This is a genomic window from Alistipes sp. D31t1_170403_E11, assembly GCF_015553985.1.
Classification (GTDB): Bacteria; Bacteroidota; Bacteroidia; order Bacteroidales; family Rikenellaceae; genus Alistipes; species Alistipes montrealensis.
This window is the reverse complement of the sequence record NZ_JADNHQ010000004.1, coordinates 261,735-279,837: the sequence shown is the minus strand read 5'-3', so window position 1 is coordinate 279,837 and position 18,103 is coordinate 261,735. Positions and strand designations below refer to the sequence as shown.

Sequence of the window (18,103 nt, the reverse complement as noted above, 5' to 3'; positions counted from 1 at the left end):
CCGATTATGACACGACATACAAAACTCCTCACCCTTACGGCCGCCCTGCTCGTCGCATTGGTCGGCTGCAAGGACGACGACGGACCGGTGGTAAAGGAAGCTGCCGTACTGGGTATTCAGAACGCCTATTCGACCGACGCACAGGTGATTTCGCTGGAAAGCCCCAAGAAGCAAACCGTCAACATCCGTGTCGCCGCCGAGCAGATCAGCGGCAACTATGTCACCGTAGTGCTCAAGACCGCTCCCGAGCTGGTCGACGTCTACAACAAGGCTCACGGAACGTCCTACAAGCTCTGCCCGTCGGATGCCTATACGTTCTCGACCGACGAGGTGATGCTGCCCCGCTACAATACGCTTTCGACGACGATAAAGGTGGAGTTGCAGAGCCTGCGCATGCCCGACGAGGAGGCCTACCTGCTGCCGATCGCCATCGACTCGATCAAAGGCGATCCGCGGGCCACGATCTCGGAGACCGGCAACGTCCATTACATCCTCTTCAACAAGACCGTCAAACCGGGACCGCCCGCTCCCATGCTGCTCGACCGCAACAACTGGAAACTGCTGGCCTCGCCCAAGGCGAAACCCGGCTATGAGGTCAACAAGATGTTCGACGAGGACATCAACACGTTCGGTTACTGCAACGCCGACGAAGAACAGGCCAATCCGCCCTACGACTTCGTCCTCGACCTGGGGCGCGAGGTGACCGTGCGCGGTCTCCAGTTCTCGCAGCGCTACATGACCACGGGCAACCCCGAGGCCGGCGCCCGCTACGGAATCGCCCACCTCGAAGTCTGGACCGCCAAGACGATCACCGGCGACGGTCTGGGCGCCGAGAACGACCAGAACTGGACCTACCGGCAGGAGTATCGCGACTACAGGACCGATCCCGAGACTCCGCTGGATCCGCTTGCCGTGGTTATCGACCCGATGCTCGAAGATTACCAGCACGCTCGTTATATCCGCTTCCGTATCAATATCAGCTATACGAACAAGACCTACAACCCGACTTTCCGGGGCTGGTGCATCGCTGAACTGAACGTATGGGGCAATAACGAACTGCTCGAATAATCCGCGTTCTTACCAAAAGCCTGCGGGAATGATCCCGCAGGCTTTTGTCATTTCCGGCCAACCCGACTCCGGGCAGGCCCCGGAACGAAACAGGATGTCGTGCCCGAGCGGACGCCGGGATGCCGGACAAAGCGGGCCCCGGACCGGAAAAACCGCTGTCTTGCAACAGCCGGGCATACGTAAAACTGTTTTATATCGCCAAGATTCATTATCTTTATGTACCGATATATGCAATAAAGACCCGCACATGTCAGACAACGAACGTGATATGGCCCTATGGCTGCAACTCAGACGGGGGGGGGGAAATCACCGCCTTCCGGGAGTTGTTCGACCGCCACTATGCGCCGTTGTGCCGCTTTGCCGAATTCTGGCTCCGCGACCGTACATCGGCCGAAGAGGTCGTGCTCGATGTCTATACCTATCTCTGGCAGCACGCCGCAGAGTTGCAGATCACCGTTTCGGTGCGCGCCTACCTGTTCCGCGCCGTGCGCAACCGTGCGCTCAACCGCCTGCGCGACGATCGTTTTTCCTACATTCCGTTCGATGAACTGGGGGAGATTTTCGCCGGTCCCGACGAATTGCGGATCGAGACCGACGAGATCATGGAACTCGTGGCCGAAGCCGTCTCCCAACTGCCCGACCGCTGCCGCGACATCTTCCTCAAAAGCCGCCGGGAACAACTCTCGAACGCCGAAATAGCCGCCGAAATGCAAATTTCCGTCAAGACCGTCGAAGCGCAGATGAGCAAGGCGCTGCGGCGTCTGCGCAGATTGCTCCACAAGGAATGACCCGCTGCACCCCGCAATGAATAAAAAACGGAAAACGTGCGGCTTTTCCGTTTTTTTTCTACCTTTGTCCGATATGGAACGCACTGCAATCTTCCCCGGGTCGTTCGACCCCTTCACGCGCGGCCATGCGGCATTGGTGGACGAAGCGCTGAATCTTTTCGACCGTGTGGTAATCGGCATCGGCAACAATACCTCCAAACAAGGACTGCTGACCGTCGAAAACCGCAAGCGGCTCATCGACGACATCTACCGCGACGAGCCGCGTGTCGAAGCGCTCGTCTACACCGGATTGACCGGTGAATTCGCCGAGGAAACGGGAGCCTGCGCCATCATCCGCGGCGTGAGGAACACCACCGACTTCGAGTACGAGCGCACGATGGAGGCCACCAACCACCGGATTTATCCCGAGATCACGACCGTCATGCTGTTTACCCCCTCGCCCGTGGCCGACATTTCGTCGTCGACCGTGCGCGAGGTGCTCTCGTTCGGACGCAACGTGGAAGAGTTCATGCCCATAGGAATAGATATTAACAAATACCTGTAATTATGATGGAATTTACAGCCGAAATGATCGCCGGATTCTTAGGCGGCGACGTTGTCGGCAACAAGGACGCCAAGGTACACACCGTCTCCTCGATCGAGGAAGGCAAGGCCGGTTCGCTGGCCTACCTCACGAATCCCAAATACGAACCTTTCCTCTACACCACGGAAGCGTCGATCGTACTCGTCAACCGTTCGTTCACTCCCGCGCAACCCGTGGCCGCGACGCTCATCAAGGTGGACGACGCAGGCGCCTGCATCCTGAAACTGCTCGAGATGTACAACGCCGCGAAACCCCGCCGCACGGGAATCAGCGACCGCGCATCGGTTGCCGAAAAGGCACAGGTCGGCGCGGAGTGCTACATCGGCGATTTCACGGTCGTCGAAGAGGGCGTCACGATCGGCAAAGGCTGCCAGATTTATCCGCAGGTCTACCTGGGACGCGGCGCGAAAGTCGGCGACAACACCACGCTCTACCCCGGCGTCAAGGTCTACGAAGGCTGCGTCGTCGGCAACAACTGTATCCTGCACGCAGGGGCGGTGATCGGCGCCGACGGATTCGGCTTCATGCCCAATCCGTCGGGTGGATTCGACAAGATTCCCCAGTTGGGCAACGTGGTGATCGAAGACGACGTGGAGATCGGCGCAAACACCTGCATCGACCGCGCCAAAACCGACTCGACCGTCATCCGCCGCGGCGTGAAACTCGACAACCTGATCCAGATCGGACACAACGTCCAGATCGGCGAAAACACCGTATCGTCGGCACAGACCGGCATTGCCGGGACTTCGAAAGTCGGCAGCAACTGCTTCCTGGCAGGACAGGTGGGCGTCGCCGACCACGTGACGATCGGCGACCGCGTAAAGATCGCCTCCAAGAGCGGCATCGACAAGAACGTTCCCGACGACCAGGTACGCATGGGCTATCCCGCACTGCCGGGGCTTCAGTACCACCGCGCATCGGCTGTTTTCAAACGCCTGCCCGAATTGGCGCAGCAGGTCCGCGACCTGGAAAAACAACTCGCAGAACTCAAAAACAAACAATAGCGATGAAAAAAATCCTGATCCTCGCAGCAGCAGCCGTCGCGCTGTGCAGTTGCGGCAACAAAAGCAAGTATGCCATCGAAGGTAAGGTCGAAGGAGCCAACGGCATGGTCTACCTCTTCGACGAGGAGGACAATATACTCGACTCGGCAACCGTCGCGAACGGGGCATTCCGCATCGAAGGCATCGCTGAGAATCCGCAGGTAGCCATCCTGCGCGACGCACGCGACGACGGAGCCACGTTCGGCGCGATGCTGATCCTCGAACCGGGCACGATCACCGTAGCCGACAACGCGGAGAATCCCTATCGCAAGCAGGTGAAGGGCACTCCCGCCAACGACGCCAGCGACGCCTATGCGGCGGCCGGCAACGCACTCGTCCAGGAGTTCCGCAACCCGGAAACTTCCGCCGAGCGCCGCGATGCCATCGAAGAGGAATACAACCAGCTGACCCGTACGGTCATGGAGCAGAACCGCGAAAACCTTTTCGGGGCCATGCTCCTCGCACAGCAGTTGGGCTACGAACTCTCGGGACAGGAACTGCTCGACGAGATCGCCAAATTCCCGGCAGCCATGCAGCAGAACACCGTACTCGTGAAACTCAAGGAGAACGCCGAACAGAAGATAAAGACCGACATCGGCCAGCCGTTCATCGACATCGTGCAGCCCGATGCCGCCGGCGAGCAGGTATCGCTCGAATCGGCGGTTAAGAATCCGGCGAACAAATATGTCCTGCTCGACTTCTGGGCTTCGTGGTGCGGCCCCTGCATGGGCGAGGTTCCCCACCTGAAGAAGACTTACGACGAATTCCACCCGAAGGGTTTCGAAATTTACGGCGTATCGTTCGACCAGAACCGCGAAAAATGGCTGGCCGCCGTCGACCAGAACGGCATGAACTGGCTGCACGTCAGCGAGGTGAAAGGCTTCGACAACCAGGCCGCAAAGGATTACGCCATCCAGGGCATTCCGTCGAACTTTCTGATCGACGCCCAGGGCACGATCGTCGCCAAAAACCTGCGCGGCGAGACGCTCTACGAGAAAGTATCGGAGCTGCTGGCCCAGTAAACCTTCAGACAATCCGGCCCCTCCGTTCCGTTCCATCGGGAGGGAGGGGCTTTTAATTCGACAGATGGCAAAGACCGATTCATACCGCATCATGGGCATCGACCCCGGCACGAACTACATGGGTTACGGCGTATTGGAGGTCGAGGGCCGCACCGTGCGCTCGGTAGTGCTGGGCGACATCGACCTGCACAAACTCCCCGACCCCTACGCCAAACTGCGCTATATTTTCGAACGTGTGGGAGCACTGGTGGACGAGTACGCCCCGCGGGAAGTGGCACTGGAGTCGCCGTTCTTCGGCGAGAACGTGCAGTCGATGCTCAAACTGGGCCGGGCCCAGGGCGTGGCGATGGCGGCGGCGCTGAGCCGCGGCATCGACGTATTCGAATACGCCCCGATGCGCATCAAACAGTCGATCACGGGCCGCGGATCGGCCGCCAAGGAGCAAGTGGCCTCCATCGTCTGCCGCACGCTCACCATCGACCAGCCGCCCAAACGGCTCGACGCCACCGACGGCATGGCTGTCGCCCTGTGCCACTACTTCACCACGGCGAGCCCGCTCAATGCCGCGCTGGGCAGCGAGCGCGTGAAGGGGCTCGGAGGCGGCAAAAAAGCGGCCTCGAAAGGCGGTTCGCAAAGCTGGGAGCAATTCCTGAAAAAGAATCCCGACCGGGAGATCAAATAAAACCAATCCAAAACTACCTGCCATCATGAAAAACCTTCTGACCGCTGCCCTCGCCACCGCCCTGCTATGCAGTTGCGGAGGCGCAAGTTACACCATCATAGGCCGCTACGAACTGCCTCCGGGCGACTCGGTCTATCTGCGGGCTTCCGACAACACGGTGCTCGCCGCGGGCATCGTGGACGCCGACACAACCGTTTCGCTGAAAGGGACCGTTACAACCCCGGAAATGGTTTTCCTGGCCAACCGGAGCCAAACTAACCGTCCCGCCTTTTTCTTTCTGGAGCCAGGCAACATTCGAATCGGAGCATACGACAGCAGCCTCGGTTATTATCCGGTTACGGGAACCCCTCTCAACGACAAAAAAACGGCCTTCGAAGATAAAATGAAAGTCATTGGAGAAAAGGTCAAAAAAGGCGGACAACCGTTCGAAGAGATTTTGGCCGAGTGCAGTGCGCTCTACACCCAAACTGTGGATGCCAATCTCGACAACGTTTTCGGAGTTTACATTTTCAATAATTACGAATACCAGGAGATCAAAAACGATCCCGAAAAAGCCAAAACCCGGCTGGCGCAATTTACCCCTGAAATGCAGGCGCACCCGATGTTGAAAAAATCGATAGAAGCCTCCCAAGCCACCGCACAGAGCGCCGTCAGCCAACCCCATAATACCGTCGGCTATCCCTATACCGATTTTTCCTGTAAAAACGCCGCCGGTGAGACCATTGCGCTTTCATCGCTCGTAGGTCCCGGCCGCTGGGTGCTGCTCGACTTTTGGGCCACTTGGTGTCAACCCTGCATGCAGGAGGTTCCCCATCTGAAAAAGGCATACGAAGCCTATAAGGGAAAAGGATTCGAAATTTACGGCGTATCGCTCGACAAGGACCTGACCAAATGGAGAAAAGTTGTCGAAGACAAAGGCTTGAACTGGATCAATGTAGCGAAGGAAAAAGGCGGAGGATTCGATCCCACCGCAATCTACAACATCAGCTCCATCCCCTCAAACTTCCTGATCTCACCCGAAGGCATAATCGTAGCGAAAGACCTGCGCGGCGAACATCTCGAAGAAAAACTCGCTGAAGTATTCAAATAAAGACTTTCCGATGAACAGAATTTTCCCGACAATCCTCGCCGCAGCGGCGCTATCCGGCTGCGGAGGCCCCAACTACACCCTTTCGGGCAAAGCCGGCCTCGCCCCGGGCGACACGCTTCGCCTGTGCTCGCCCTACGAGAACGACTCGGTGCTGGCTGTTACGGTCGTACGCAGCGACAGCACATTCCGCATCCGCGGATACGTCGCCGAACCGACGATCGCCAACCTGATGCACAACGACCGCCGCATCGGGGCCCCGATCCTGCTCGAAGCCGCTGACATCCGGCTCGAACCGACAGGGGACGTACGCAACTGGCAGTTCACCGGAACACCGCTCAACGATGCGTTCAACGCCATGAACGCCGCCCAGGTATCGCTCGGCAACATCATGCAGGCGATGGAAAATGAACCGGACACTCCCGAACGGAAGCAGCGTCTCGACTCGCTGAGTCGGATTTACCGCCAGATTCCCGGCGATGCGCTCGAAGCCAACCGCGACAACCTGCTGGGCGCATTCCTCTACTCCCGGCGCGCCGATGCGGACCCAGCAAAGGCCCGGGAACGGCTTGCGCAATTCCCCGACGAATTGCAGCACCACCCCGTGCTGGAGAGTGTGCGGCGGCAGATCGAAGCCATCGAGCGTTCGTCCGTCGGCCAGCCCTACATGGACCTCGCACTGAAAAACGCTGCCGGGGAGACAGTGACACTCTCGTCGCTCGTCGGTCCCGGCCGCTGGGTGCTGCTCGACTTCTGGGCTACGTGGTGCGGTCCCTGCTGCCGCGAGATTCCGCATCTGAAAGAGGTTTACGACGCATTCAGCGATCGCCGATTCGTGATCTATGCCGTATCGATCGACCACGACACGGCACGCTGGCAGCAGTTCGTCTCCGAAAACGAACTTCCGTGGACGAACGTGCTGTCGCCCGGCGGAGGCAAGCAAAGCCCCGCCGCCGAAATGTACGGCATCCACTTCATCCCGTCGAACTTCCTGATCTCGCCCGAAGGCGTGATCGTCGCCAAAAACCTTCCCGGCAAGCAATTGCAAGCCCGGTTGGAGGAATTAATGAAATAACGGCATCTGACTGATAATCCGGCCGATGAGTTTCTGACAACCGGCCGGATTATCATTTTTATTAAATTTTTTGAGCAATTATTTGCGTGTTTCGGATTTTTGCCCTACATTTGCAATCGCAATTCGGCACCGTAGCTTAATTGAATAGAGCATCTGACTACGGATCAGAAGGTTACAGGTTTGAGTCCTGTCGGTGTCACAAAATCGCATCAGTAAACCGTTGTAAGTTAATAACTTGCGACGGTTTTTCTTTGCCCCGGGTAAAACATAGGTAAAACATTTACTATCTTCTAAATACCTATTTATCAAATACTTGCATTTGCAAATATAGAATTTATTTTGTAGTTTTACGGTAGCAAATCACTAAAAACTACATGACAAACGAGATTATTCGATCAAATCGGTTGGAATTACTGAAAAACGAGGTATTCGGCGCATTGGATGTCACGGATGCAACACGCAACGAATACCGGGTGCGGATCACGCATTTTATTCGGTATGCGGAAACACACGGCATCAACCGCAATTCTTATTTGGATTACAAGCGGCATTTAGCGCGAATCGACACGTTCAGCGTTTCGACAAAGAACAAATACCTGATTGCGGCGAAAATCTTTTTGGACGGGTTGCATCGGTTGAATTTGATTCCGCAGAAAATCACGGATCATGTTCGCGGATTCACGCAGAGCCGACTGCACCGCAAAGAGGGCTTGCAGGATGCCGACATCGGAAAGTTACAACGGTATTGTTCCGACTTACCATCCACCCCGCAAAATTTGAGATTGAGAGCGCTTGTCGCTCTCTTTTTGTTTCAAGGGCTTCGGCAGATCGAAGTCGTCCGGTTGGATGTCGGGGATATCGACCTGCGGAACAAAACCGCATTTGTCCGCGGCAAAGGCCGGGACGATAAAGAGCCGATTCATTTGCACCCCTCAACGGTCCGGGTACTGCGGGAATATCTGAACTGTTACCGATTCCGAAGCGGCGCACTGTTCCGCAGTGACAGCAATCATTGCCGGGGCGAAAGGCTTACGACCAAATCGGTCCGGGAGATCATAAAACGGGTATTCGCAGAATTGGAGATCGACGGAAGCGTGCACGGCTTTCGTCATTTCTTTATTACCAAGTTAATCAAATCCTATAAAGGGGAGTTATTGATGGTGTCGAAATACAGCCGTCACCGGAGTATTCAGATGCTCGAAGTTTATAACGACGAGATTATCCGCGAGCAGGACTTGCCCCGGTTTTACGAGGTCTTTAAAGAGATACGGATATGAAGAAGCAACCACCCCGGAATATCTATTGTTTGGAGGGAAATTGGAGAACGAACCCGCGGTGCAAACAAAGCGTGCGCCCGATGCTCGACATATTGCGGGATGCCGCAGGGATAAAATACATTTACCACAAGTGCAACACGCGGGAAGAGTTCTTCGAATATCTGCGGCAATACACGTTCGAGCGTTACCGGAATTATACGATTTTATACATTGCCTTTCATGGCAGACCGAATAAAATACAGATCGGGCGGGACCTCGTAACGTTACGCGAGATTGCAGACGTTTTGGAGGGGTTTTTAGCGCATCGGATCGTTTACTTCGGAAGTTGTAGCACCATGCGCACGAAACGCGCGAATATCGACGATTTCCTACACCGTACAAAAGCAGACATCCTCGCAGGTTACAGCAAGGATGTCGATTTTATTCAAGCTACGGCGTGGGAGATGGAGTGGATGTCAAAAACAAATTAGTTTAAATAGTAAAATATATCGAATATGAATCTTGTTAATTCTTACTTGAAGGTTTGTTTCAATGTATTATATTTACGAATCATCTTACACATTTCTTCAATAAAAAATTTGCGCTGTTCCGAAGTGCTAAAATCGGTGCTCATAAATGACCAACGATTTACACGAGAAAAGAAGGGATCATTTCGTAACTCTTCAAGTAGAGATATTTGCTGTATAGTTAAGAAATATTTATATCCATTAATTATTTCATCGATTTCTTTAAAAATCTGGGTTCCAACGTCCGTAATAAATTCTATGTATCTTATGTTTTTCTTATATAAATGAATAAACATCGGCATAAAATCATTCCAATCTTTACTATCCAATAATTCTTTACAAATAGCCTCATTACTTACATCCGAATAATTCGGATGCTTCGTCTCTCGCGAGAATTCAAGAATAATATCACCTAATTTTCTACCTATGTTTTGATTTTTTAACTTTATAGCAGGTAGGATGCGTTTTTTCTCTAACTTACGTGGGAATACACTCGTAAGAAAATAAAAAATACATCCAGCCCAATAACTGTAGGATAGATTCACTAAACCAATATTAAGACTATTAAAATTATAATTACCATTCACTTCTATCAACGGTATTAAATTCATTCCAATTGATAAAATTGCCCATGTACTCAATATCAAAAAAACACCTAATATGATATAAGGCCAATACTCTTTGATTCTATTTATTGTTTTTTTCAACATATTGGAGATAGAAAAATTTACATTTTCTCTGATTTAGAGTTCTGCAAGCGTTTCTGCGAATTTGGATTTAATTTCCCGTTCCAGTCGCGCCGTTTTATACGCGTCCATTCTTTTCAGAAAATTAATTGTCGCACGCTTCTCTTTTCGATACTCAACTTCTCCGACCTGTTTTTTTAAATAGTCCAGATAAAGTTGATAATCAGCAGATGTTACAAAGATATATCTTTTTACGACATCTTGTGATATTTCGTCATATTTCAGATAAAAATTTCGGAACGATACATTTTCAAAAAAATCTTTCAGTTGCCGTTTAAGTATACTGTAATAATGAAAATTCATTAGCCCCGTTCCTCTGAAATCCCGAAACCCGTGCGCCCGCAGATATTTCCTTTTCAGCATCACTTCAAAACGTAAGATATTTTCCGGAATCAAATGACGTTTCTTAACGGGAATACGGCCTTTCCGAATTGCATCGTATGTCTTATCATAGCATTTCAACGTATATTCGGATAAAGGACATTTTGCCCCTGCATAATGGCTCGTTCCGGATAACGGCGTCATCGGAATAAATGGTCTGCCGGAATAACTATGCACCATCTGTATATAGCGCATCGGCTCGCAGGCCATTTGCAAATTAATTCCGATCTCGATACTCGATACAATATATTTCTCAGCAGGGATGCCGATAATATCCACCAAGGTCCGCATGGCTTCGATTGATTCTTTGATTGTAAATAAAGAATAATTATTCCCTTTTGCAAACCGGTGCAATGATCCCTCAACCATTAATCGCCGACCAACATATTTAAATTTTAAATTCTTTATGGTCGAGAGATAGGTTTCTGCTTCATATCTATCGACACCAATGGGTGCCAAATCTAATCTTTTTTCTACGGTATCTATATCAACATCGTCAATATAGAATTTAATTCGGTCAATCATAAACGCATGTTCCTATACTCCCGACTAACTCAATCTGTTTCAATCTAAAAAATATCACCAAAATCTATATCTCCTCAGAAATTAGACTTGGAATTTTTCCTAACGCAGGTTTTTTATATTTAGGGATGCCTAAAATTTTACGAATTAATTCATCCAATTTCTCCATATATTGATCTTCCTTGGAAAAATCAATATAATATTTTGTTCTTAAATAAGACGGTAATGATGATGTAATATTACCATTAGAGCATTTAACAATGGGAATGAATTTAGTTCCATTTATTTCATCATAAAATTCGCCTGTGATGATAGTATTTTCAACCCCCACTCCTCCGATTCTTTGGTTTGCTCGTTGTGCGTAATTTGTAGTACAAACCATAATAACTTTGTTGGCACCTCTAATGCCGGCTTCCATAAAGAATTGGAGATCATTTTTGTATTTTTCTAAGTCCCATTCATCAATCAAAACATCAATCCCATTTCGCATCAATTCTGAAACGAGTTTTAATACCCATAATTTATGCTCTGCACTGTCCCATGAGTAAGAAATAAAGACCTTAGGAGGTATTTCTCTTTGTTCTGATTTAATAACCTCCTTTTTAGTAGATTTTTTATTGATACTACGACTTATCTGGCCCTCAAAATCATAAGATACCTCAAAATTATTAGCTTCAGAGAATTCTATGACCGATTCCAAAAGGCCATCTTCAAGATTGACAGCTCCATAAATATCAATTTTTCTCTGGTTAGTGTCTAATAAAATTAAAGAAATATTTTTATTAGTTTTAGGTAGCTTACATGATAAAATACTAAAAGAGTATCCAATAAAAATGTAATTATCCAATTTACGCCCTTTAAATTTAGGCGTCTTGGCTATAAAATTCAATAATCTAAGTGGGATTACTGGTTGTTCTGTTGTATAACCTTTGAATACATATTTTTTATGTGCATTCTTTGTTCTTAACATAAATAACCCATTGGGCTTTTGACCAGCATATACATATGCTCGATCTTCATCTTGCTTTAAATAAGCCCCAAAGGCTTGTATAAAATCAAAAGAATCCATAAAATTATTTTGCTATCAGTAATAAATTACAAAGTAAGCATCTTTTTTGAAAAACTCTAAGTCCTTTAAAGAACATATTGAAATTAGTATTATAGAATTAAGATAAATCCAGAGAATCGGATGATTCAATGTTTGATAAGTGTAATTACAGAACATTGGAAAAGTAACAATAAAAGCGATCCCGAAAGATCGCCTTTATAATATTTGAAAATGTTAGGTCGAATTGTTAGCCCTCCAACTTCTTAGCGGGCATCGGGCTTCGGCTTATAGACTATTACAGTTTGAGCGTCGAAATCAATGATAATTTCTCGACCATCCCATCTGTACCGACGTAAATCGGGTGAATCACCTGTATATTTTCCATACGCATAGGGTTTGATACGATGGACAGCCATGTCGATTGCATAACCCATACATGACCGGGAAACAAACTCTATACTTTGCAGGATGTTTTTCTCGTTGAATCGGCAACGATACGCTAAAAGCATTTTCTCGTATTCGTTGATACCCTGAAAAACTTTTTCACCGCTTTCAAGGGTAGTTTGAAAGCCGAGCAGACTGTCAACCTTTTCATAGGTAGCGACACCGACAAGTTCTTTCAATGCCTTAATGTCGAGATTGACTTTCTTGGGTTGTGCGAATCCGGTAGCTACTACCAAAAGCGCAAGGAGGATAAGAATAAATCTTTTCATAGGGTTTCTAATTTAGATCGGTTAATAGTGGATTTAAGATGTGTGCCATGAAATCATTGAAACAGTTCTCCATCGTTTCCTCGGTCAAATTTTGATCGGGAACGATATGCAGTTCGATCGTTTTGTCTTCGATTTGAATATCCCATTTTTCTATCAACTCCTTTTCGATATTCGTTGTGATTTTGTTGAACACGGATATATCGGGATTCATTTCTCCAACAGTTAAATTGAAGTAAATGATATTTTCTTGGTTGCCGGACATTGCATAGCCGATTATCACCGAAAATTCATTAACAGTCTTTCGCCGGAATTGATTGTAAAATATCAATGAGGAATAGATTCCGACCTCGTTATACAACTGAGGCATTTGTTTCCTGCCTTTTGCCTTTATATATGGGAATAAGGAGATTGTTAGTCGCTCGGAATTCCGGAAGTCAATTTCATATTTCAATTCCGGCTTGTCGTTCAAAAATTGTTGAACCCGATCTTGAACCTTGTCATAATACGATCCGAATATTTCTCCTATAATATTCGTCGTGTGACAAATAACGTCGGAAAGCATCGGCATATTTGCCAGACATTCATTGGTTAATCGTGTCAATTTGTTCATAAGGCGATATTTTTAATTGGGTGATTACGTTCGTGTAAAACTGATATATGCTAACTAATTGTCGGGGTATTCGTTCCGTATCCGGCTTTTGTATCCGCTTGTGCGGCCCGTTGCATAACAACTGCATCAGAGCCGATAAATAATCTTCTGCAATACGGTCCAACGGTTCGCATTGGATAATCGCGTTAAATACGGAACAGTAATCGCAATAGCCCCACTGGTTATCCAATGCATCTTTTCGGTTGCAGTCCGAATAGCTGACGGTCAAATAATACCTGTCGTATGCAGGGAATGTCCGTTCTGCATAAATCCGATAATCGTCAATTTGATTTTTCCCGATACGTCCGTCCGAAAAGCGACTTTCGATTTTATTCTCGATAATTAACACCCACCGGTTCCGTTCATCCGTAATTGTCAGATCGGGAATCCGTCCCGTAATTTTTCCGCAGTCTTTGATCTGCTCTTCGGCTTTCACCTGATACGTTTCACAGGCTTGAATGTGTTGTAACAATTCGTCTTTGCCGGATAAACATTCCGCAGATTTTATTAATGCCGATAAAATAGCCTTGTTGGATTCGAACAGATGAGCGAGATATAATGTATGCGCAGGCTCGTAAGCCTGCTTTTTAATAATAGCTAAGCATGACGGCCGTTTCAGAAAAGCATAGCGATCTAAAAAGGGCGCAACATATCTGTTGTAATTCTTATCAACCTCATGCGGGTAGAGTGCTTTGATTTTTGCGAGGGCGTCGAGTTGGCTGTTTATCAATGATGCATCCGCAAGGGTTCGCTGTTCCTTGTCTTTTTCGACAAGGATTTTCAGCTTCGCTGTAAGTTCATGGAATTGTTTGGGTGTGGGCATAAAAAACGTGGACTAAACTGTTATTTGCTTTCTGAGGTCTTAGGATACCTTTGCGGTCAAATAGAGTAAAGCCCACGCTGGAATACAACGTGAGCATTAACTTTACTCTTTACCGCTTCGAAATTTCCTAAGTTTCAGAAAGCAAGAATAAAAGCTAACGCTTTATATTAATATATGTCAGTTATTTTAAATATCTCTGTTTATTGTAATTTTAATTGGTTCCGAAAACAAAGTTAGAAATTTTCCGCGGGACTGCAAGAAAAAATTACAATGGCTGGATTTCCAAAAATCCGGTCTTACCTATACAGACTACCCGTACCTATTTTGAAATTTATTCCAATTTAAGGGGTGGGGTCTGTAATTCGCATCCGCTCGCTGTGCTACCTGCATACCCCTTACCTACGAATTAGGTTGACACGGATTTATATAGCCTTTATATATGTACTTCGTATTGATAAATACACACATTAAATTACTTGCCGCAATCTGTTTTAAATTAGCTGTATCTGCAAATTTAATTTCAAATGCGCGCTGAAACACAACCGCCTTTTTACCCCTTTTTCTACTGGTTGCTACGGGCAACCTGATTTCAATAAAACGCTATAATGTACTATATGTGAATAAATTAAACGTCTTTTTGTGCGTTTTGCAAAATAGCCTTTTGAAAGCCCGAAAATTTGGTCCTTATAAAATACAAAAATGAGGTTGGCATGGTGCAACCTCATTTTTTCCGGAATTATCCCCGATTACAAGGGTAATCTATTTAAGTTTTAACAACCGTGCGCAATTGTCTTTCAACCACGTCGAACAATGACTTTTCCGGATCAATGCGGCAACTTCTTCCGGATAATACCGAATTATCCGTGGACTGATACGAACGTAATTAAGGCGTCCTTCGTCCCGGTATTTCTGCAATGTGCGCAAACTGACATGCAAAATGTCCGCAACTTGTTGCGAAGTGAGCAATAAATCACCCCAATCTCTGCTATTCTGCTCTTTTGTATCCATGATTATTCAACTTATTCAATACATCAATTGCATCATTCATCTGCGACTGCATGATCTTCGCATAAATTTCCGTCGTGCGAATACTGGCATGGCCGAGTAAATCCCGAATTACAACCATATTCTGCCCCGAACGAACCAACCGCGACGCAAAGGTATGTCTTCCTATGTGTGTCGATAGGTTTTTCTTGACACGCGCTAAAACGGCGACTCTTTTCAATGCAAGATTGATTCGCGCCACGGCGGAGTTTTCCGCACAGACTTTTTCCGCCCTTGACATGCTGTCGTATTCATAAGGCAAAATTCCCCGGAATATAAAACCATCCGGCGTAACGGGAACGCCTGCCGTTCTATATCGTCTTTCACGCATGGCGCATATCTCTTTAACAAGATCGCTCGCAGGTATTTTAAGCTGACGGTCTGTTTTATCCATAATGATCTGTATATAATGCCCGTCATAATTCTGCCAGCGCAATTTCAAAATATCGCTGATACGTATTCCCGTTTCGGATTCAAACACGAATAACTGTCGCGCATCGTATAACTTCCCCTGCATAATCAATTTTAAATTGCGCACACGAAAATATTCCCGTTCCGACAAGCAGGGACGCTCCGTCGGTGTGGATTTCATTTTATATTTGCGAAAGGGATTATTGCGAATATCCAGACGAAATTCCTCATACATTTCCGCGGTCAGTTCTTTCAGCGTCTTCATATTCGTCGTTACGGTATTAATCGAATTTCCCAAATCCTCCCGCAAATAGTTTTCGTATCGCAATAAAAGTTCGTAAGTCAAATGGCTCACCGAAAATTGGTCTTTTCCGATAAACTTCTTAAATTTCGTAATATGGGAATGACATTTATTATATGTTCGGACGCTCGTATTTTCTTTACGCGATAAATAATTCTGCGCATAATCGAACATATCCGCCGTTGTTCTTTTATGCAACCGATCACGTACCGCATCGATTCCACGCTCAGGCTCCATAGCTTCACACAATACAACGACTTTGTTAACCTCTGCGATTCTCCTGCGTAATTCATTATTGAGCCGTTCATGCTGCAAGTCGGATTTTTTCACTATTCCCCGGGATGCATCCCAGTTCTCTGGCTTTACACGGATCAATGTTACATACATTGAACGACGTTCGTGCGTAATTCGCATACACACGGGCAAGACTCCTTTTTGATTGGCTTTGTCCTGACGAAGAATAATAGCTGTTCTCATAATTGTATAATTTTAATGAAACATAAACAGCGGGTAAAACATAGGTAAAACATTTTACCACGTAGGACAACAAATAATATAAAAAGTTTTGACAATTGCAAACGGGTTAGACGTTGAAAATTAGGCGTTTGCTTTTTCAAAAACTTTTTCGTATAATTGCGAAGCAATATTATGCACAACTGTCGGTGTCACTCTTAAAATCAACCACTTACAGCAATGCAGGTGGTTTTTTTGTAACGGGAGCATAGCTCAGTTGGTTTAGAGCGCCTGCTCGACAAGCAGGAGGTCTGCGGTTCAAATCCGCATGTTCCCACCGATGAAAACAAGCGACTTGCCTACATGGCAGGTCGTTTTTTATTCGTGGGCGTCCGGGCGGTTTTTACAGCGGAATCCGGGATTGGTTTCAACCCATGTGCAAACCGTCCCCGATGAGCACGACAGGCGAAGCAATGCCGGCGTATTGTCCCCGATACGAGATACGGTTTAACAACGATTCGCCCGAACCGCTCCGAGCACCTCTCCGGAATGATGGCAAAAGCGGTTATGCGACTGCTTTTTCGCGGACCGCCGCGCCGGAATACACCTCAAATTCCGGGATCGGCGCTATTTCACCTCCGATTTTTTCCGTTTCACCCCTCCGGGACCGGATAATCGGATGAAGAGCCGTAATTTTATGTCCCGAAGCCCGTTTTGCTACCGGGAGCCGATGGCAAAACCGCTTTTTATCGTATCTTTGCATACGACTTTCCAACGCAAAACCTGACTCTCGCAATGAATAAGAAAAAGAAATGGATCATCACAGCCATTGTTCTCGTGGTATTCTGCCTGGCATTGGGACTCTATAACCTGCTTGGCGACAAAGGTTCCGCATCGTCGGCCGACGCCGATGCGCCGATCGCCCCCCGCAGGCAGAACACACTCAACGTCAACGGTCTCGTCATCCGCCCCGAGCGGCTTACCGACGGCATCACCACGGTGGGCAACCTGCTGCCCGACGAGGAGGTAGACCTGTCGTTCGAAACCTCGGGCAAGATCGTGGCGATCAACTTCCAGGAAGGAACCGTCGTCCGCAAAGGCGAACTGCTGGCCAAGGTAAACGACCTGCCGCTGCTGGCCCAGCTCTCGCGTTACGAAGCGCAGCTCAAGCTGGCCGAGGACCGCGTTTACCGCCAGAGCGCCCTGCTCAAAAAAGACGCCGTCAGCCAGGAGGCCTACGAACAGGCCCGCACGGAACTGGCAATGCTCAACGCCGACATCGCCATCGTGAAATCGAACATCGCACTCACGGAACTCCGCGCGCCGTTCGACGGCGTGATCGGCCTTCGAAACGTCAGCGAAGGCGCTTACGCCTCGCCCAGCGTCGTGGTGGCCAAGCTCACGAAGATTTCACCCCTGAAGATCGACTTCTTCGTCCCGGAACGCTACGCCAACCAGATCAAGGCCGGAACACGGCTCTCGTTCACCATCGAAGGACGCCAGGAGCGGTTCGAAGCCGCAGTTTACGCCACCGAATCGAAGGTCGACGTAGCCACCCGTACGCTGGCTGTCAGGGCCCACTACCCCAACACGCGGGGCACGCTGCTGCCGGGACGCTTTGCGACAGTGCAGATCCGCATGCACGAAATTCCCGACGCCATCGCCATCCCGACCCAGGCCCTCGTACCGGAAATGGGCGTCGACAAAGTATTCCTCTACAAGGGAGGCAAAGCACACACCGCCGAGGTGAAGACCGGGCTGCGGACCGATTCGAGCATCCAGATCATCGACGGACTCAGCGTCGGCGACACGCTCATCACTTCCGGCACGCTCCAGTTGCGCGAAGGCCTTCCCGTCAAACTCGACACCGTCGAATAACCC

At 48.7% G+C, this 18,103-nt stretch carries 19 protein-coding genes and 2 tRNA genes; 13 read left to right on the top strand and 8 right to left on the bottom strand.

All coding sequences use genetic code 11. The features are described 5' to 3' along the window. Positions 1-6: 6 nt before the first annotated feature. The 11 genes from I2E69_RS10500 (at position 7) to I2E69_RS10450 (ending at position 9,095) form a co-directional block, all read left to right on the top strand. On the top strand, positions 7-1,068 hold the full coding sequence (locus tag I2E69_RS10500; RefSeq protein ID WP_195461163.1) for a DUF1735 domain-containing protein: 1,062 nt from the start codon (positions 7-9) through the stop codon (positions 1,066-1,068). A gap of 263 nt (positions 1,069-1,331) precedes the next feature. Then, entirely contained in the window at positions 1,332-1,856 is a 525-nt protein-coding gene (locus tag I2E69_RS10495; RefSeq protein WP_317191096.1) for an RNA polymerase sigma-70 factor, read from the top strand. 73 nt (positions 1,857-1,929) lie between these two features. Next, positions 1,930-2,400 (top strand): pantetheine-phosphate adenylyltransferase, encoded by a 471-nt coding sequence (gene coaD, locus I2E69_RS10490; protein ID WP_195461162.1) that lies wholly within the window; start codon positions 1,930-1,932, stop codon positions 2,398-2,400. 2 nt (positions 2,401-2,402) lie between these two features. Beyond that, complete coding sequence (gene lpxD, locus I2E69_RS10485) at positions 2,403-3,443, top strand: UDP-3-O-(3-hydroxymyristoyl)glucosamine N-acyltransferase (protein WP_195461161.1); 1,041 nt, start codon at positions 2,403-2,405, stop codon at positions 3,441-3,443. Positions 3,444-3,445: 2 nt separating this feature from the next. Next, positions 3,446-4,504, top strand: coding sequence for a TlpA disulfide reductase family protein (locus tag I2E69_RS10480; RefSeq protein WP_195461160.1), 1,059 nt, complete (start codon positions 3,446-3,448; stop codon positions 4,502-4,504). A gap of 91 nt (positions 4,505-4,595) precedes the next feature. Further along, on the top strand, positions 4,596-5,186 hold the full coding sequence (gene ruvC, locus I2E69_RS10475) for a crossover junction endodeoxyribonuclease RuvC (protein ID WP_195461327.1): 591 nt from the start codon (positions 4,596-4,598) through the stop codon (positions 5,184-5,186). 25 nt (positions 5,187-5,211) lie between these two features. Continuing rightward, entirely contained in the window at positions 5,212-6,276 is a 1,065-nt protein-coding gene (locus tag I2E69_RS10470; protein ID WP_195461159.1) for a TlpA disulfide reductase family protein, read from the top strand. A gap of 10 nt (positions 6,277-6,286) precedes the next feature. Beyond that, the gene (locus I2E69_RS10465; protein WP_195461158.1) at positions 6,287-7,348 is read left to right on the top strand and encodes a TlpA disulfide reductase family protein; all 1,062 of its coding nucleotides are present in this window, start codon (positions 6,287-6,289) and stop codon (positions 7,346-7,348) included. A gap of 125 nt (positions 7,349-7,473) precedes the next feature. Beyond that, positions 7,474-7,547: transfer RNA gene (locus tag I2E69_RS10460), tRNA-Arg, on the top strand. Between the two features lie 175 nt (positions 7,548-7,722). Continuing rightward, positions 7,723-8,625, top strand: coding sequence for a tyrosine-type recombinase/integrase (locus tag I2E69_RS10455; protein WP_195461157.1), 903 nt, complete (start codon positions 7,723-7,725; stop codon positions 8,623-8,625). Beyond that, positions 8,622-9,095 carry a DUF6642 family protein gene (locus tag I2E69_RS10450; RefSeq protein ID WP_317191095.1) on the top strand — a complete coding sequence of 158 codons (474 nt, stop codon included), beginning with the start codon at positions 8,622-8,624 and terminating at the stop codon, positions 9,093-9,095. The genes I2E69_RS10455 and I2E69_RS10450 overlap by 4 nt, the downstream gene beginning before the upstream one ends. 41 nt (positions 9,096-9,136) lie before the next feature. Here I2E69_RS10450 and I2E69_RS10445 read toward each other — a convergent pair whose 3' ends face one another. From I2E69_RS10445 to I2E69_RS10410, 8 genes are all read right to left on the bottom strand, one after another. Continuing rightward, a complete protein-coding gene (locus I2E69_RS10445; protein ID WP_195461155.1) occupies positions 9,137-9,841 on the bottom strand; it encodes a hypothetical protein in 705 nt (234 codons plus the stop codon). Positions 9,842-9,874: 33 nt separating this feature from the next. Further along, positions 9,875-10,783: a hypothetical protein gene (locus tag I2E69_RS10440; RefSeq protein WP_195461154.1), complete on the bottom strand. Its 909-nt coding sequence runs from the start codon at positions 10,781-10,783 to the stop codon at positions 9,875-9,877. 64 nt (positions 10,784-10,847) lie between these two features. After that, entirely contained in the window at positions 10,848-11,849 is a 1,002-nt protein-coding gene (locus I2E69_RS10435) for a toll/interleukin-1 receptor domain-containing protein (protein WP_195461153.1), read from the bottom strand. 242 nt (positions 11,850-12,091) lie between these two features. Next, complete coding sequence (locus I2E69_RS10430) at positions 12,092-12,541, bottom strand: hypothetical protein (protein WP_195461152.1); 450 nt, start codon at positions 12,539-12,541, stop codon at positions 12,092-12,094. 7 nt (positions 12,542-12,548) lie between these two features. Further along, positions 12,549-13,151, bottom strand: coding sequence for a hypothetical protein (locus I2E69_RS10425; RefSeq protein ID WP_195461151.1), 603 nt, complete (start codon positions 13,149-13,151; stop codon positions 12,549-12,551). Beyond that, positions 13,123-14,013, bottom strand: a complete 891-nt coding sequence (locus tag I2E69_RS10420; RefSeq protein ID WP_195461150.1) for a PD-(D/E)XK nuclease family protein — start codon at positions 14,011-14,013, stop codon at positions 13,123-13,125. Before I2E69_RS10420 ends, I2E69_RS10425 begins: the two co-directional genes overlap by 29 nt. 759 nt (positions 14,014-14,772) lie before the next feature. Further along, complete coding sequence (locus I2E69_RS15460; protein WP_195461149.1) at positions 14,773-15,021, bottom strand: helix-turn-helix domain-containing protein; 249 nt, start codon at positions 15,019-15,021, stop codon at positions 14,773-14,775. Further along, complete coding sequence (locus I2E69_RS10410) at positions 14,999-16,246, bottom strand: site-specific integrase (protein ID WP_195461148.1); 1,248 nt, start codon at positions 16,244-16,246, stop codon at positions 14,999-15,001. The genes I2E69_RS15460 and I2E69_RS10410 overlap by 23 nt, the downstream gene beginning before the upstream one ends. A 238-nt stretch (positions 16,247-16,484) precedes the next feature. On the opposite strand from I2E69_RS10410, the gene I2E69_RS10405 reads away from it, so the two are divergent. Further along, positions 16,485-16,559 (top strand) — tRNA-Val (locus tag I2E69_RS10405). Between the two features lie 458 nt (positions 16,560-17,017). Beyond that, positions 17,018-18,100: an efflux RND transporter periplasmic adaptor subunit gene (locus tag I2E69_RS10400; protein ID WP_195461147.1), complete on the top strand. Its 1,083-nt coding sequence runs from the start codon at positions 17,018-17,020 to the stop codon at positions 18,098-18,100. Positions 18,101-18,103 lie beyond the last annotated feature (3 nt).